13 protein-coding genes are annotated in these 16377 nt (G+C 54.6%); 9 read left to right on the forward strand and 4 right to left on the reverse strand.

The genetic code is table 11. The annotated features are described in order from the left end of the window. The first annotated feature begins 47 nt into the window (after positions 1-47). The 5 genes from F1728_RS14835 (at position 48) to F1728_RS14855 (ending at position 4897) form a co-directional block, all read left to right on the forward strand. Positions 48-665 carry a riboflavin synthase gene (locus tag F1728_RS14835; RefSeq protein WP_145443278.1) on the forward strand — a complete coding sequence of 206 codons (618 nt, stop codon included), beginning with the start codon at positions 48-50 and terminating at the stop codon, positions 663-665. After that, entirely contained in the window at positions 652-1572 is a 921-nt protein-coding gene (gene rsmA / locus F1728_RS14840; protein WP_155364766.1) for a 16S rRNA (adenine(1518)-N(6)/adenine(1519)-N(6))-dimethyltransferase RsmA, read from the forward strand. The genes F1728_RS14835 and rsmA overlap by 14 nt, the downstream gene beginning before the upstream one ends. A 112-nt stretch (positions 1573-1684) precedes the next feature. After that, complete coding sequence (guaB, locus tag F1728_RS14845; RefSeq protein ID WP_155364767.1) at positions 1685-3169, forward strand: IMP dehydrogenase; 1485 nt, start codon at positions 1685-1687, stop codon at positions 3167-3169. Continuing rightward, positions 3108-4340 (forward strand): hypothetical protein, encoded by a 1233-nt coding sequence (locus F1728_RS14850; RefSeq protein ID WP_155364768.1) that lies wholly within the window; start codon positions 3108-3110, stop codon positions 4338-4340. Before guaB ends, F1728_RS14850 begins: the two co-directional genes overlap by 62 nt. A gap of 152 nt (positions 4341-4492) precedes the next feature. Beyond that, positions 4493-4897 (forward strand): hypothetical protein, encoded by a 405-nt coding sequence (locus tag F1728_RS14855; protein WP_145045561.1) that lies wholly within the window; start codon positions 4493-4495, stop codon positions 4895-4897. 10 nt (positions 4898-4907) lie between these two features. Here F1728_RS14855 and F1728_RS14860 read toward each other — a convergent pair whose 3' ends face one another. The 3 genes from F1728_RS14860 to F1728_RS14870 form a co-directional block, all read right to left on the reverse strand. Beyond that, positions 4908-6029, reverse strand: a complete 1122-nt coding sequence (locus tag F1728_RS14860; protein WP_155364769.1) for a glycosyltransferase family 4 protein — start codon at positions 6027-6029, stop codon at positions 4908-4910. Between the two features lie 3 nt (positions 6030-6032). Further along, complete coding sequence (locus F1728_RS14865; RefSeq protein WP_155364770.1) at positions 6033-7007, reverse strand: sugar phosphate isomerase/epimerase family protein; 975 nt, start codon at positions 7005-7007, stop codon at positions 6033-6035. A gap of 70 nt (positions 7008-7077) precedes the next feature. Beyond that, positions 7078-8574, reverse strand: a complete 1497-nt coding sequence (locus F1728_RS14870) for a hypothetical protein (protein WP_155364771.1) — start codon at positions 8572-8574, stop codon at positions 7078-7080. A 344-nt stretch (positions 8575-8918) separates the two neighbouring features. Between F1728_RS14870 and F1728_RS14875 the strand changes: the two genes are divergently transcribed. Together F1728_RS14875 and metG are read left to right on the forward strand one after the other, a co-directional pair. Next, on the forward strand, positions 8919-9923 hold the full coding sequence (locus tag F1728_RS14875; protein ID WP_194242834.1) for a CNNM domain-containing protein: 1005 nt from the start codon (positions 8919-8921) through the stop codon (positions 9921-9923). 218 nt (positions 9924-10141) lie between these two features. After that, positions 10142-12187 carry a methionine--tRNA ligase gene (gene metG / locus F1728_RS14880; protein ID WP_155364773.1) on the forward strand — a complete coding sequence of 682 codons (2046 nt, stop codon included), beginning with the start codon at positions 10142-10144 and terminating at the stop codon, positions 12185-12187. 65 nt (positions 12188-12252) lie between these two features. On the opposite strand, the gene F1728_RS14885 is transcribed toward metG, so the two are convergent. Further along, the gene (locus F1728_RS14885) at positions 12253-13248 is read right to left on the reverse strand and encodes a glycoside hydrolase family protein (protein ID WP_155364774.1); all 996 of its coding nucleotides are present in this window, start codon (positions 13246-13248) and stop codon (positions 12253-12255) included. Positions 13249-13885: 637 nt separating this feature from the next. Between F1728_RS14885 and F1728_RS14890 the strand changes: the two genes are divergently transcribed. Together F1728_RS14890 and F1728_RS14895 are read left to right on the forward strand one after the other, a co-directional pair. Beyond that, positions 13886-14407: a type II secretion system protein gene (locus F1728_RS14890; protein WP_155364775.1), complete on the forward strand. Its 522-nt coding sequence runs from the start codon at positions 13886-13888 to the stop codon at positions 14405-14407. Positions 14408-14629: 222 nt separating this feature from the next. After that, positions 14630-16120, forward strand: a complete 1491-nt coding sequence (locus tag F1728_RS14895; RefSeq protein ID WP_155364776.1) for a sulfatase-like hydrolase/transferase — start codon at positions 14630-14632, stop codon at positions 16118-16120. The last annotated feature ends 257 nt before the right edge of the window (positions 16121-16377 follow it).

The following is a 16377-nucleotide window of genomic DNA, read 5'->3' on the forward strand; positions in this document are numbered from 1 at the left end:
ATTCGTTTAATTCCCCTGTTTTTAGAACGCCGAAGGTACTGTCGCCGATGTTTACGGGACTGGTCGAGGGGCAGGGTACCGTTCAACTTCTCGAAAAGAACGGCTCCTCCATCGATTTGACGCTGAAGATTCCGGAACTCATTTTACATGAGGCCCAGATCGGTGATAGTGTGGCCATCAATGGCTGCTGCCTGACGGTGGTGGAGATCGCCGCGAACTCTCTGAAGTTCCAGGCGGGCGCGGAAACCCTGGCGAAGACCAACCTCGGGCTGTTAACCGTGGGCGATGCCGTGAATCTGGAACGCCCGCTGGCAGCAAACGGACGGCTGGGTGGTCACTTCGTTCAAGGTCATGTGGACGGCGTGGGTTCGATCAAATCGATCGACCGGGACGGCGAATGGATCACGATGTGGTTCGAAGTTCCGGAAGCACTGGCTTTGCAGATGGTCCCCAAGGGATCGGTCACCGTGGATGGCATCAGCCTGACCATAGTGGGCTGCGAAGCATCCTCCTTCAGTATCGCGCTGATTCCACATACACTGGAAGTGACGACGCTGGGGCAGAAGCAGGTGGGCAGTATTGTGAATATTGAAACCGATATTCTCGGGAAGTACGTGTCAAAGCTGGTTCCCTTAACACTTGATGGTATCAATGAAAGAAGATGAAAGGCAGACTCGATCTTATTTAATGCGGCTCTTTGAGCGGCATGGCTTTAACCCGCGCTCTGATCTGGGCCAGAACTTTCTGATCGATCTGAATATCATCGAGTACGTCGTTGAACAGGGACACATTAAACCCACTGACATCGTGCTGGAAGTGGGAACCGGAACCGGGGGCATGACCACGTTCATGGCCCAGCGAGCCCGGCATGTGATCTCCGTCGAGTACGATCGCAACATGTATACCCTGGCCAGCGAGGCCACGCAGAAGTACGACAATATCACTCTGCTGAACTGCGACGCGCTCAAGAACAAAAACCGGCTCAACCCCATCGTGCTGGAAGAGATTGACCAGCAGCTCAAAGCGAACCCGGGCAGTCACCTGAAGCTGGTGGCTAACCTGCCTTATAACGTGGCTACGCCCATTATTTCGAATCTGGTTGCCTCGGATCTCCCCTGGAATCGGATGGTGGTTACGATTCAGTACGAGCTGGGTTTGAAAATGTCGTGTAAGCCCGCGACTTCAAATTACGGGGCGCTGTCGGTCTGGTTACAGTCGCAGTGCTTCGTCAAGCTGCTCAAAAAAGTGGGCCCCACCGTTTTCTGGCCCCGGCCCAAGGTCGATTCGGCAATTGTCCAGCTGACGCCGAATCCGCCTCTGAAACAGAAGATCGATGACCGGGTCTTCTTTCAGGATTTCCTGCGGCGCGTCTTCCAGCATCGGCGGAAACTGATGCGGAGCACATTGGTGGGAATGTACAGTAAACAGTTGAGTAAAGCGGAAGTGGACGCACTTCTGGAGGCGCACGGTTACGAGCGGGAGAAAACCCGGGCGGAAGAACTGACGGTGCCTGAGATGATCGAACTGGCGAATGCGTTCCAGAAACAGATCACGCGAAACGCAAACATTTGAAACAGATTGCCCCGTCGGCGGGTAATTTGCCTACAATGTTTCAAAAAAATATATCATCGATTTCGAACACAAAACAGAAAATACATTAAAGAGACCCGTAAGGAGAGGCCCAATGCAAGACCGCATTATCTGTCAGGGAATTACTTTCGACGATGTTCTGCTGCAACCAGCTTACAGCGAAGTCATGCCTTCGGAAGTCAGTGTTGCCAGCCAGCTTACCCGAAATATTCCTCTCAATGTTCCGATTATCAGCAGTCCCATGGACACCGTGACTGAAAGCGATATGGCGATCGGCATGGCCCAGGAAGGGGGCATTGGGGTCATCCACAAAAACATGACGCCGGAACAGCAGGCAATGCAGGTGGACCTGGTAAAACGGAGCGAACACGGTGTGATTGTGGATCCGGTCACGCTGCCTCCCGAAGTTACAGTGGCGGAAGCTGCCGAAATAATGAAGCGGAGAAACATCGGTGGGGTCCCTGTGACGCAAAATGGGAAGCTTGTGGGGATTTTGACGAGCCGTGACCTGCGGTTTCTCGATTCTCCCGACACCCAGATATCTGAAGTCATGACGAAAGAAAAACTTGTGACGGCTGCGGAAGATACAACGCTTGAAGTGGCTCAGCGGATATTATTGGAAAATAAGGTCGAGAAACTTCTGCTGGTTGACGAAAATTATCAACTGAAGGGGCTGATTACGATCAAAGACATCGACAAGACGATGCAGTTCCCGCTGGCCTCCAAAGATTCACGGGGGCGGCTGCGAGTTGGAGCTGCGGTGGGTGTCCGAGATTATGATCGTGCCGCTTTACTGATTGAAAAAGGGGTGGATCTCCTGGTTGTTGACAGTGCCCACGGCCATTCCGGCAATGTGGTCCAGACCGTGAGAGAAATCAAAAAGCGATGGGACATCGATGTGGTTGCCGGTAATGTGGCGACCGAACAGGGTGCCCGAGACCTGGCGGATGCGGGAGCGGACGCGGTTAAGGTCGGCATCGGTCCTGGCTCAATCTGTACAACGCGAATTATCTCAGGCGTTGGTGTGCCGCAGTTAACTGCGATTTCCAATGCTGCCAAGGCACTGGAAGGAACAGGTATTCCGGTCATCGCCGATGGGGGAATTCGTTACAGTGGTGACATTGCCAAAGCTCTGGCAGCCGGCGCTCATACGGTAATGTTAGGAGGTTTGCTCGCCGGTCTGGACGAAAGTCCGGGTGAATTGATTCTTTACCAGGGACGCAGTTTCAAGCGTTACCGTGGCATGGGATCGATGGGGGCAATGGTCAAAGGCAGTAGCGAACGCTACCGTCAAAGTTCAGTTACACAAGACGGAAAGGATTCCGCCAAGAAACTGGTACCAGAGGGAGTAGAGGGACGCGTACCTTACAAAGGTCCGCTGCAGAATCTGCTCTATCAACTTGTAGGTGGACTACGGGCTGGTATGGGTTATTTAGGAGTCCATTCTGTCGCGGAAATGCGAACCGAAGCCAAATTCATTCAGGTTTCAGCCGCAACGGTCAGGGAGAACCATCCGCATGATATTGCAGTCACTCAGGAAGCACCGAATTACACAGCCGAACATTCACCCATGGAATAGTTCGGGTAAGCGATATCTGCTGAGCCTGGCCCTGGTTCTGGGGCTCTCGCCATTTACGATGGTCGAGGAAGCGTCTGCCGAGCAGGACCCCTTCCTCGGACAGAATCCTGTGCCTGCCAGCACGTGGGAAGAGCTGAAAAGCCGTTCTCCGGAACAGCGCTGGGAGACCCTGTCGCGCGACAGTAAACGTGAGCTGAAAAAACAGGAACGCAAAGAACGCCGCGAACAACGTAAGCAGGGCAAAAGCGACGAACCGGAACAGACACCGGCCTTCCGTCCGATCCCGGACGACATGCCTGTGGCACCTGCGCCCGCCGCGGTTCAGGCTACTCCCACGGGAGTTAATCCTTTCGCGTCTGCCGGTCCCAGTACCCCTGTCAGCCCGGCACCTGCCGTCGAGCCGTTTAAAACCATTGGCCTGGAAGAGAACCCCTCAGCATCCCAGGCTCAGAATGTACAATACAAGAGTGTGACACCCGGTCCGGCAGCCACACCGTCAAAGCAGATGGTACCTGTCTTTCCGGAAGCGGATGACGACAGCGGCAATTTTATCATGACCCAGAAGAGCTACGACGGACTGGGCGATGACATTCCCAATGTGGATGGATTGCCTGCCGCACCGGAAGATCTGGAAGACGAAACACCGCACCTGTTGAAACGCATCTCCAACATCAAGCCGTTCTTCGACTACGAGCCTGATCCCGAGATCGCCAAGAACGAACCCTGCCGGAACCTGTGTCCCCGCCCCGATGGCAAACCCTGTAAAGCCCCGGATGAAGAAGGGGGCGCGATTCTGGAGTGCCCGCGGGAATTCAAACTGAGCAATGCTCCTTACCCGGGCCGGAACTTCTCGGAAAGTATCTACACCTGGGAAGCTTCGAACGTAAACTACAATCCTTTGTACTTCGAGGATCCCAACCTGGAACGTTACGGTCTTTCCCGTCGCGATCTCGTGCAGCCCTTTGTTTCCATGGGACGGTTTACCGGTCAGCTGATCGCGTTGCCTTACCAGATGAGCATCGACCCGCTTCGCAAGCGTATGTATCCCCTAGGATTCTATCGACCGGGCGAGCCGAATACTCCCAAACGGATCAACGGTGTTCCCTGGAATACCAAAGCCGCCATCACAGAGGGACTTACAGCAACCGGTCTGATCTTTATCCTGCCGTAAGCTGAAGCAGAGTTCCTCGAGGACGCGTCGGCGGTTGCCGAAGCAGCAGCAATTCGATATTCTCTAAACACATCCTGACTCAATCGGTCAGGATGTGTTTTTGTTTTATCTATGCTTCGAGCTGTTCTGTTTCAGAGAGTGAACTTCGTCCCATGTCCCGCGATTCTTTGAACCACGTTTCTTCCGCCTCCCATGATCTGGCGGATGATATTGTCCGCCGCGTCGCCAATGTTGTTGGTGAAGCCGAAGCAGCCACCAAGCCTCTGGAACTGGATCCATATCGCAGTCAGCTGTTCGAACTGTTTGTGATGGCTGACGCCGCAGGCTTCGTCGCCGAAGATGCGGAAATCGATCTCACGGCTGACAACCTTTGTCGTGAACTGGCAGCTCTGTGGGGGCTGACGGAGGTGACCCAGGATGCGATGGCCGCCCAGTCGAAGATTCCTCCGGAACAGCTGGGAAAACTGCGGGCACTCTGGTCCGTATTGCGGCTCTGGATGGAATGGGACTACGCCTGGAAACGTTGGGAAGAGTTTCATCCCCGTCAGGGCAGCTAAGCGCCCGGACTCAGTCACAGAGTTCCTGCCAGCAGGCCTCCATGTTGCGGCTGGCCCGTTCGCTGGTAAAGCGTTCTTCTGCTCGCTGTCGCGCGTGCTGCGCGATGCTTTGACTTAGACTCTGGTCATGCAGTAAGCGCTGTATCGCTGTGGCGAGTGCCGTTGCCTCGCCGGGAGGTACCAGCAGTGCAGAGCGTTCGTGGTCAACGATTTCACAAGTCCCACCTACGTCTGTTGCGACCAGAGGCAGACCGCTGGCGATCGCTTCCAGCAGGACGCGTCCCAGTGGTTCCTGTTTGGCCGGATGGACGAGCAGATCCACTTCGTTCATCAGACAGGGGATGTCATCACGGTATCCCAGCCGGTGCAGGCGACCTGCCAGACCGGGTTGTGCAAATGTAGTATCCAGGGCATGGTCGAAATCGATGCTTTCCTGTTTCTGTGAATGCCGTTCTCCAACCAGGACAAAATGTGTCTGCTGATCCCCCTGCTCTGCCAGCAGTCGGGCCGCTTCTGCCAGAACATCTTGTCCCTTACGTAAGCCGATCTGGCCGATAGTCAGGCAGAGACGCGTGTCGGTTGGGAGACCCAGTTCCTGTTTCAGTGCGCCCGTGGCAGGCTGAGGTTGAAATCGTTCGCAGTCGACGCCGTTATAGCAGACGCTGACAGTCTCCGCATTCAGGCCCCGGGCGATATGAAAATCACGGGTGGCGTGGGAGACCGCAAACAGCCTGCGGTTCCGGTTGAGATCCCGGATGGCAGCGCGACTCAGTTTGATGATGTCCCGCAAATGCCCCGAGCAGGGAACCGGCAACTGTTCTGCGAAGGCTCCCGTCAGTCGCGCCATGGACAGGCTGTTGGCGTGCAGCAGATCGAAGTGCTGCGCCTGTAACACAGGGAGTAACTGTTCCAGCACCGCTTCCCGCGGCAGTCTCAGTCCCTGTTCGTCATGAAACTGGACTGGATGACAGGGGATGTCGAGCGATGTCAGGCGCTGCAGCAGGGGACTGTCGGCAAGACAGAAGGCGGTGAATTCAAATGACCGGCCATGCAACTGTTGGAGCATGGCCAGCATGGAATGTTCGCCTCCGTTCAGAGAACCGAACTCAAACAGGAGTGCGATCTGTTTCACGTCTCATTCTACTTTCGGAAGCTGATCGAGTTGCGCCTTGAGAACGGCTTCCCGTGTTTTCCGCAGGCCGGTTTTCGCGACTTCCAGCGGGTCCTGTTCCCAGTACTCGCGGTTAAACAGTTCCAGCGAGAGCACGCCCCGGAAGCCGGCCTGGTGAATCATGCGGAAGATGTCGGTGAGCGGTGCCACGCCGTCGCCGGGATAAACGCGGTGTGCGTCGTTGATGGTTTCGCGTGGAGGATCGGCGGGGTAGTCATTCACATGGAAGACCTGAATGGCTGAGCCGCTGAGCAGCCCCAGTCCGGCGAAATCGGAGCCCCCTTTGTAGATGTGATACACGTCCGGGAGCAGACAGGCTTTGGGGTGGCCGCTTTCAATGGCGACAAACATCGATTCCCCCAGTCGCGAGAGGGACTCGGAGAAGCCCCAGACCTCGACCTGCGGAACGACCTGCATCTGATCGCCCAGTTCGAGCAGGGCGCGATACCGTTTGGCTGCTGCGAACAGGTCCAGATCCGATTGTTTGGTGGCGCCAACCGGAGGCGCAGCCATGCGGATGCCGCCGATCTGCTGGAGTGTGTCCATATCCCGTTTGGCCTGTTCGAGCCCTGCTTTGCGCTGCGCGTCATCATCGACGATCCACTGGGCGAAGCCGATAGCGCTCTCGACCGTCAGGCCGGCATCTTCAATCCGTTTGCGGAGATCCTTGAGTGAACCCCCTTCTTTTACATACTGATCGATGTCCCGCAGCCAGGGCTCGATGGCATCGTAGCCGGCACTGGAAGTGAGGTTGATCTGCTCGACGATCCCCAGTTTCTGACCGCGGACGGTGCTGGTATTAAAGCAGTAGGCGAACGGTTCAGCCGCAGATCGCTGGCGCTCCGTTTTCCCGGCGAGGGCGGGTGTGGAGGAAAGACCAGCGGCCAGCAGACCGCCTGTGGCAGCCAGCATTTCACGTCGATTGAGGTTGGTTTGCATGGGGGTGGTTCCGGTGGGATCGTTGTCAGGAAAGTTTATCCCTTAAAACTACCGGACGGGGGGACCATTTTCAACCTGTTCCCATGCCACGATCAAAGGCTTCCAGATCCCGCTGGAAGAGGCTCATCACTTTATGCAGCGTTTCCCGGTTGATTTTCCAGCTGGGATTATCAACCGTATAGCGATTGCAGTGATCGACGAGCAGTCGATACAGGAACTTAAACAGGTGCCGGGGGACCCGTAACTGGGCGAACTGTGCAATGAGTTCCTGTTCCGAGATGGACTCATCAAACATGTCACGAATGGAAATATCCGTTTTGTGATCTGCCGTGCAGGCCCGGATGCGGTCGCTGGCGACGTCGTACAGCGATTCGCCGGTCCAGTCCAGTGAGGTGATCAGGTTCTGCTTATCCAGCCGCGAGCGCTCGTAGAATTCTTTCTCTTCACGCTGCAGGTAGTAGACCACGTCTGAGGGGAGCAGCAGTTTGAAGGCGACTCCCGGATGTTTGAGCAGTTTGTTATCGAACATCGGCCAGAGCAGATCCCGCATGCGTTCTGCAGAGCCGTTGACCAGGTGAGGTTCGTCGACCCGGTCCACCAGGATCACGATATTTTCGAATCCCATTTTTTTGAGGATCGTCTGAAACTTGGTGAGCAGTTCGTAGCGGTCATCGCTGCGATCCCGGCAGGGAATCGGTTGACCGGCGAGTTCTCTGCGTTCGATGCGCGAGAGGATTTTACGCAGGGCATTCGACAGATGATCAAAGACCCGCACCTCGCGTGAAACCCGCCAGGATTTCCACATCAGTGTGAGTTGTTTCCAGAGCCAGGGAGTCCAGCCGGCAAACATGATCAGCCAGATCCACCACTTCTGGAAGTCCTTCCAGTTGCCGAGGTAGAAGACCAGGGCGACCGTCACGATGGTCACCAGGAAGCCGAGGCCACGTTCCCATTCGGTTTTCCAGTAACTGAATTTCAAACGTTTGCGGAGCCGGTTCCAGCGCTGGACGGCCGGCATATCCAGACTGTGATCATAAAAGGCAGCCAGCAGCAGCAGATCCCGTTTTTCCAGATGGGTCAGGCTGTTGATCTGCGCCTTGGTCACCGAGCGGATATTGTTCTCTTCCGTATTGTCGGGCTCGATCATTTCGCCGATCAGCTGGGTCACCCCCAGCGAGAGGATGGCATCCATGTGGTCCCAGAGTCGCCAGTGGGAGAGCAGTCGTTCGGGGCGACGATTGCGGCCCGAGTACCGCTCGCGGAAGCAGTCCAGGAACGGATTGAAGTCATCGTACTCAATGACGAAGACGCGGTTTTCCGGATGCTGGGCATTGTGTTTCTGCAGCTGTTCGATCATCTGCATCCGGATGGCGGTTTTCCCTGCTCCCTTTTCGCCGAACACAACCGAAGTGGAAGGGTTGGCGGGATTGGAAAATATTTTATCCCAGACCGGGTGGTGAGTGCCGTTCAGACAGAATTCCTTGAAAACGTGATCGCTCTGGGCGTCTTCCTGACCGAAGGGGTTTTCCTTGATCCCGTGGTGATCTAAAAATTGCTGAACTTTCATCGGATCTTACTTATCTGAAGTGAACGTGCTTAAATTCCTGATTCCAAGCGACTTAGGTAACACCGCCCTGTTGGGAACATCGAGAAAGCATGCTGTCCGGCCCGCCACTGTGCTACTCTGTCAAAATGAGCAGACTGGGCAATCGTGTTGTTACTAAAACATAGGTCATAGATCAGGAAAATGTAAGTCATCGGCGTGGGTCCGCCGGAAAATAGTGATTGATTTTCAGTTAGGAATTCATAGCACCTCTTGCAAGATGAGACGTGTTTCAAGAGAATCCAGTTTTATGATGTCTCCAGGGGGAGTACGTCGTTTCTGTTTTGTGTTGAAGGTTGATACCTAAGTTGAACTGGCTTCCCATTCTCGGCGCGTTGGCATTGTTTGCGATCGGCCTCCGCCTGTCAGCCCTGTTCAGTGGATCCGAGACCGGCTTCTACCGCGTCAGTTTCCTGCGTCTGAATATCGATGCCAACGAAGGCGATCCGATTGCCCAGCGGCTCTGCTGGTTTGCTCAGAACCCCAGCTACTTTGTCGCGACGACACTCATTGGCAATAACCTGGCGAATGACCTCGTAACCATTGCGATCTCGATGGGCATTGCTGCGGTTTTTCAGGAGTCCGGCGGCAGGGCAGAGATTGTGACGACGATTCTCTTTACGCCGCTCATCTTCATTTTCGGGGAGCTGGTGCCTAAGAACCTGTATTACCGGGCGCCGACCATGCTGCTTAGACGCTACTGTCGGTGGTTCGATTTCTTTTACCGTGCGTTCTGGCTCGTCAGCGTTCCCCTGGTAGCGATCACTCGGCTGCTGGAACAGTTTTCACCGGATCGTAATAAACCCGCGCAGCTGGTGCTGGGACGACAGCGGCTGGTGAAGGTACTCGAAGAGGGGCACCTGGAGGGGATTTTAGGCAATGCACAGAAACAGCTGGTACGGGGTATGTTCAATACCGCAGCCCAGTCGGTGCGGAAGGTCATGATTCCCCAGGCAGAGATCAAGGGAGTCACCCGGAGCACCGATACCGCAGACATTATTCAGATGGCACAGCAGAACCAGATTTCCTTCATTCCGATTCGCGCTGCGCATCAGAGTGAGTGGACCTCTTATATCAAGCTGGTGGATCTGATAACGTCGCCCTCGCCGATCATTCCAGCCGTCTATAATATGCCGCGACTTCAGATCGATTACAGCATGCTTGAGGCGTTGTATGTAATGCGGAATTCCTCCTCCGCATTTGGTGCAATCTATAAAGATAATATGCAGATCGGCATCGTCAGCCAGCTGGATCTGGTGCGGGCCCTCTGTTCTTCGAATGGTCCTCTGCTGATGACTGGTTCGACGTTCTAAACCGTGTGGGGCAGGCCCAAAATGAGTGGATTGCGGGATTGTGCCCGGCGCCGTACAATCGACGCCCTCTGAGAGAACAGGCCCTCTGCCGGTACAGAATTCCACGTTTTCGGGTGATGCGCGGCTGTTTCAGCTGAACCCCGCGAGGGATCGGGTGTCTGTTCTGATTACAGTAAGTGAATTTTGTCTGATTTCCATTAACCTCAGTCGGGAATATTATGCCACAACGTCGCATCCTGGTCACCGCGGCCCTGCCTTACGCCAATGGTGACATTCATATTGGCCACCTCGTGGAATACATCCAGACCGATATCTGGGTGCGATTTCAAAAGCTGCGCGGCCATGAATGTCGATTCTTCTGCGCCGATGATACGCATGGCACCGCAATTATGATTCGCGCCCGCCAGGAAGGCCGCTCGGAAGAAGCATTGATTGCTGATGTCCGCGAGAAACATATTGCCGACTTCACTGGTTTCAATATTGAGTTCGATAATTACGGCAGTACGAACAGCGAACAGAACCGCAAGGTCTGTCATCAAATCTGGTCGTCATTGCGCGAAGCCGGACTGGTTCACGAAAAGGAAGTCACGCAGCTGTTCGACGTGCAAGAGAATACATTCCTGGCAGACCGCTTTGTGAAGGGAACCTGTCCCAAGTGTAAGGCGACCGACCAGTACGGCGATAACTGTGACAAGTGCGGCAGTACCTACACGCCCGCCGATCTGATCGATCCGGTCAGTACATTGTCCAACACGACACCGGAACTGCGGACCGCCAGCCATCTGTTCGTGCGTATTGAAGACCTGCACGGCTTTCTCGATGAATGGACGCAGTCAGGCCATCATCTACAGTCTGAAGTGGCCAATTATCTCAAAGGTCATTTTCTGGGTGATCCGCTGCGGGACTGGGATATCTCCCGCCCTGCCCCTTATTTCGGTTTTGAAATTCCGGACAGCCCGGGCAATTTCTGGTACGTCTGGTTCGACGCGCCCATCGGTTACATCGCCTCCACACTCGAATGGTGTGAGAACAATAACGAAGACTTCGATAAGTGGTGGAAAAATCCGGAAACCGAAGTGCACCACTTCATCGGCAAAGATATCACCTACTTCCATACACTCTTCTGGCCGGCAATGCTTAAGACATCGGGTTTCAATCTGCCCGAGAAGGTACACATTCACGGGTTCCTGACTGTGGATGGCGAGAAAATGTCCAAATCCAAGGGGACCTTCGTCAAAGCCGCCACGTATCTGAATCACCTCGACCCTGCCTGCCTGCGTTATTATTACGCTTCGAAGCTGGGGTCGAGACTGGATGATCTCGATCTGAACCTCGACGAATTCGTACAGAAAGTGAATTCGGATCTGGTCGGGAAGGTCGTCAACCTGGCGAGCCGGAGTGCAAAGTTCGTCGCCCAGACTGGACTCTCCTCTGCTTACCCGGATGACGAGGGGCTGTTCGAATATGGTGCCAGTCGCAGCGAAGCCATCGCGACGGCCTACGAGAACTGCGATTATAACGGCGCGATGAGAGAGATCCTCGCGCTGGCAGACCGGGCCAACAAATACGTTGAAGATCAGAAGCCATGGGAACTGCGGAAAGACGAAGATCGTCAGCAGGAACTGCAGGACATCTGCACGATTGCCCTGAACCTGTTCCGGCAGATTGTGGTGTATCTGACTCCCGTACTGCCCCGCCTGTCAGGTCAGACGGGCGAATTACTGAATGATCCCATTACCAGCTGGGACCAGGCTCAGACGCCGCTGACAGGGACCTCTGTCAGTAAGTTCCAGCATATGTTTAAACGAATTGAAGAAAAACAGGTAGACGCTATGACTGAAGAAGCAAAGGAAGATGCGGTAGCCGCCGAGAGTGAAGTTGCGGCCTCGCAGTGGAACGACAGTGGGGATGCCCTGGAAGCGGAACCGATGTCGGAAGAGTGCACGATCGATGATTTCGTGAAAGTCGATCTGCGTGTGGCTCGCATCGTGGAAGCCAACTCGGTTCCTGAAGCGAACAAGCTGCTGCAGCTGACACTCAGCCTGGGTGGCGATGAACGCCGGAATGTATTTGCCGGTATCAAAGCAGCCTACGAGCCGGAAGAGCTGATCGGTCGGCTGGTGATCTGCTGTGCGAATCTGAAGCCGCGTAAAATGCGGTTCGGAACCAGCGAAGGAATGGTGCTGGCTTCAGGGCCTGGTGGAAAGGACGTCTTTCTGCTGTCTCCCGATGAAGGCGCCGTACCCGGACAGCGCGTGCACTGATTTAAAAAACGAACGAAGTCGATTCAGGCCAGCCGGATGTTCTCCGGGTGGCCTGTTTTGTTGAATCAGTCCGCCGATGGTTTCAGTGCGGGATGTCCCAAAAGCCCGTAGCGTTTCCCTGTCTGAGAAACGGTCCAGAAAAAGGCTTTGATGGTCCCTTCTCTGACAACGGGAGTAATGTGCCCGCTGTAGACGATGTTGGGCGGTTGTTCTTCAGGGAGCAGGTACCGCTGTTCTTTGTCGAACTCGTGAAAGGGACCTTCCGGGTTATGGGACGCCAGATGTGCGACTTGCGCACCTCCCTGGTAGAAGTGTTCGATCACAAACAGGTGGTATTCGCCGTTGAGCAGTGCGGCGCCCGTGAGTTCTTGGGCCCGGACCCCTTCCGGCTTGATGGAGATTACGACCGGTTTCGACCAGGAATCTTCCTTGAGTGGATGCGATGACTGTGAATGGAGGATCTGATATCCCTGCGAACTGGCTGTCCGAAAGTAGAGATGCAGATGATTGTCGGAGGCATCGCTGATCAGGGCGGCGTCGTCATCTTCGCCGGGAAGGTCCGCGATGGGATGTGTCGTTTTTTGCCAGGGAAGTTGCTCGGGGTCCGGATGCGAACAGGCCAGGCCGATACTGCGCTCAGTAAAATGACTGGTGCGACGGGCACTGTAGGGGCAGTAGATGAGTCCATTGTGAAAAGTCGCGGAGGCAGGACTGGCGACACCAAAGCGATCAAAGCGGCCGGCTTTCGTTCCTTTGGGGATTGCGACGCCGTGATAGGTCCAGTTCTGAAGATTCGGGCTGGAGAATAAATGAATCTCCGTATTATAGGTATTCGGATGGTGCTGGCTGGTGAGCGGGACGACGTCGGCCAGCAGATAATACTTCTTCTTAGCGGGATGCCAGACGATCGTGTGCTCGCGGAGACTGGCTTCTCCGACTTTCGATTCTTTATCTAACGCGATCTGATACGTCTGAGAACGATCACAGCAGACCAGAGAGTCCGCTCGGACTGTGGCGGGACAGAGCAGAAGCAGGACCAGAAAACTCCATCGACCAGTCATTGCAAACCCGCCTTCCGCCTGAAGTAGTTTTGTGAGAGAGGACACTACTTTTATTCTCTCGCGGACGGGAGGGGAATTCAAGCTGAGATTTCCCACCGGGAAGCGATGGGAGTTGTTTAGTAAGCCCGTTGATTGCGGTACATCCAGTCAGAGAGACTGTAAAAAAGCTCTCGGATGGACCTCTGCTTGCTACGAATCAGATCTGGAAAAATCCTTAAAACCGGTCCGGCTTGCCAGGCAGGACAGCTTTGCTCTGGATCAATTGGCCGGGAATCATCCACTGATTCTGGCGCTTTTTAGTTGATTTCGTGGGAGAACTCATTCGCAAACCTCTCTAATCGTTGTATTCGATACAGGGGGGCCGGTATACGCAGAGATTCTCCTGAAATTAAATTGACTCCTTTGGGAAGCAACATAGATTTTGGTGGCCAGTCAGTCGGCGCCCCTTCTGAACAGGGCCATGTAAGTAAGAATCGGTTATGAAGTTTCACATTGCTCAGGTGATACGGAACTGGTTCTGAATGCATCCGGGAATTCATTTGTTTCCTGAGTTAAGCTGGTTACCCGGATACAAACCAATTTGTAACTAACATCAGGCGATGTGACAGGCACATTCGTTTAATCTCGGAGAAGGGCAATGATTAAAACTACACGAAAACAACCAAGACGAGCAGGTTTTACCCTCGTCGAAGTGCTGATTGTGGTCGTGATCCTCGGGATCCTGGCTGCGACAGTACTGCCACAATTTACCTCATCCAATGATGACGCTCGCGAGTCGGTTCTAGTTCAGGACCTGCAGACTCTGCGAAGTCAGATTCAGTTGTACAAATTCCAGCACGAAGGAAAATTCCCTGCGGACGGTTCAACCGACCCCAATGTTTTCCGTGATTCGCTGCTGCTGTCCAGCGACAAAGATGGCACTACGGGTGCTGTCGGTACCAAACCACTGGGACCTTACCTCATCGGCAGTCTGCCTCCGAACCCCTTCACCGGTGGTCGGGGTGTCATGATCGTAACCGATGTTGCAGGAACCACTCCTGATGAAACCGCGAAAGACGGTACTGAAACGGTCGGCTGGATCTACAATCCTGCTACCGGTCAGATCAAAGGGAACAACGCTGGTACAGCCGCTAACGGCACCAGCCTGGATGCACTGTAATCCGCCGCTGATTACAGCACACGATACATTCTTTAGGCAAGAGTGAACCGAAGATGCCCCTGGTATGAACCTTCATGCCAGGGGCTCTTTTCGTTGAATGACACGAATGGAGTTGCTTTTCGAATCGGGATGTTTTTAAGTAGTACTGAAGCACATGCCCACGAATATCCCTGTGCTGTCTTGAATGGAAGACGGCGCATCGATCCGGAAAGGTTACTCCTCATGTCGTTCCTGAAGCTCTCGTTGACGTTCCTGCTGGCCCTGTTCCTGTCTCCTCTCTTTCTCTCTGCCCAGGAGGCGCCTTCCTCTGCAGTGCCCGGACGGCCGAATATCATGGTCGTGCTCTGCGATGATCTGGGGTATGGTGACCTGGCCTGTTACGGTCATCCGGTGATTCAAAGTCCCCACCTCGACCGGTTCGCGAGAGAGGGATTGAAGCTGACGAGCTGCTACGCCGCCCATCCCAACTGTTCTCCCTCCCGTACGGGACTGATGACGGGCCGGACCCCGTTTCGCGTGGGTGTGTATAACTGGATTCCCATGTATTCTCCCATGCATGTCCGCAAGCAGGAGATTACCATTGCGACCCTGCTCCGTCAGTCAGGTTATGCCACCTGTCATGTCGGCAAATGGCACTTGAACGGGATGTTCAATCTGGTGGGGCAGCCTCAACCGTCAGATCATGGTTTCGATCACTGGTTCGCGACCCAGAACAACGCCCTGCCCACGCATGAGAATCCGTTTAACTTCGTACGAAACGCGAAGCCGGTCGGGAAACTGGAAGGTTATGCATCACAGCTGGTTGCCGACGAAGCGGAGGACTGGCTGGTCAATCTCAGGGATAAGGCAAAACCGTTCTTCATGTTCGTCTGTTTTCATGAACCACACGAACCCATTGCGAGTGCAGAACGGTTCCGCAAATTGTATACCGCACCAGAGGGCTCGACTCTGCCCGCCCATCATGGGAACGTGACGCAGATGGACGATGCCTTTGGTCGTATCCTGAAAACACTCGAGGATCAGAAACTTCGCGAGAACACACTGATCATTTTCACCAGTGACAACGGTCCGGCGATCACCGGTCGTCATCCGCATGGATCCGCAGGACCTTTGCGGGATAAGAAAGGTTATACCTACGAAGGTGGGATTCGTGTGCCGGGTATTATTCAGTGGTCCGGTCATGTGAAAGCCGGAACCACCAGCGATGTGCCGATCTGTGGTGTCGATATCCTGCCGACCCTGTGTGAGGTCGCGAAGATCCCCGCTCCCACCGATCGTGTGCTGGACGGCACGAGTATCCTGCCGCTGTTCGAGGGGCAGGCATTGCAGCGCAAGCGTCCTTTGTACTGGCAGTTCAACCGGTCGCGTAACGAACCCAAGGTGGCCATTCGCGATGGTGAATGGAAGTTGCTGGCGCGACTCGATGTGCCAACTCCAAAACCTTCGGGCAGTATCACCGCAGAGGAGATTAAAGACCTGAAGCGGGCACAGCTGACCGGGTTTGAGTTGTATCATATCGCCAGCGATATCGGGGAGACCACTGATCGTTCCGAAAGCGAACGCGAGATCTTCGAAAAGATGAAGCGGCAGATGCAGGAGATTTACGCCGAGGTCCAGGCAGAAGCACCGATCTGGCCGGCCTGGCAACAGGTGGGTTATGAAGGCAAAATCATCCGGGAGTATTACCAGCAGCAGAAGCAGGGACAGAAATAACTGGCTGTCGGGGGCTTTACTTTCAGGATGGAAGGTGAATTCAATCGGACGAGAGAGCTTAATTAAAGGGTGGTCCCGGATGTAATCCGGGATTGCCGCAGGCAACAGGAGGTTGAGGGGTGAGCATGGTCGGGTGCTTTTCGTACCTCAAGCTGAGTTCAGTTCAGCGTCGGTATGTCGGTTCTTTGTAGAAAGTAGTAACTAAGACCTCCTGCTCGCTGCGCTCGGCCCGAATTACATTCGGTCCCACCCACAAT

Origin of the sequence: Gimesia benthica (assembly GCF_009720525.1) — a bacterium.
Lineage (GTDB): Bacteria > Planctomycetota > Planctomycetia > Planctomycetales > Planctomycetaceae > Gimesia > Gimesia benthica.

Excerpts from the sequence above, each read along its gene's own strand:
- F1728_RS14835 (WP_145443278.1), top strand. The coding sequence starts at position 48 with ATGTTTACGGGACTGGTCGAGGGGCAGGGTACCGTTCAACTTCTCGAA.
- rsmA (WP_155364766.1), top strand. The coding sequence starts at position 652 with ATGAAAGAAGATGAAAGGCAGACTCGATCTTATTTAATGCGGCTCTTT.
- guaB (WP_155364767.1), top strand. The coding sequence starts at position 1,685 with ATGCAAGACCGCATTATCTGTCAGGGAATTACTTTCGACGATGTTCTG.
- F1728_RS14850 (WP_155364768.1), top strand. The coding sequence starts at position 3,108 with ATGATATTGCAGTCACTCAGGAAGCACCGAATTACACAGCCGAACATT.
- F1728_RS14855 (WP_145045561.1), top strand. The coding sequence starts at position 4,493 with ATGTCCCGCGATTCTTTGAACCACGTTTCTTCCGCCTCCCATGATCTG.
- F1728_RS14865 (WP_155364770.1), bottom strand. The coding sequence starts at position 7,007 with ATGCAAACCAACCTCAATCGACGTGAAATGCTGGCTGCCACAGGCGGT.
- F1728_RS14870 (WP_155364771.1), bottom strand. The coding sequence starts at position 8,574 with ATGAAAGTTCAGCAATTTTTAGATCACCACGGGATCAAGGAAAACCCC.
- metG (WP_155364773.1), top strand. The coding sequence starts at position 10,142 with ATGCCACAACGTCGCATCCTGGTCACCGCGGCCCTGCCTTACGCCAAT.
- F1728_RS14885 (WP_155364774.1), bottom strand. The coding sequence starts at position 13,248 with ATGACTGGTCGATGGAGTTTTCTGGTCCTGCTTCTGCTCTGTCCCGCC.
- F1728_RS14890 (WP_155364775.1), top strand. The coding sequence starts at position 13,886 with ATGATTAAAACTACACGAAAACAACCAAGACGAGCAGGTTTTACCCTC.
- F1728_RS14895 (WP_155364776.1), top strand. The coding sequence starts at position 14,630 with ATGTCGTTCCTGAAGCTCTCGTTGACGTTCCTGCTGGCCCTGTTCCTG.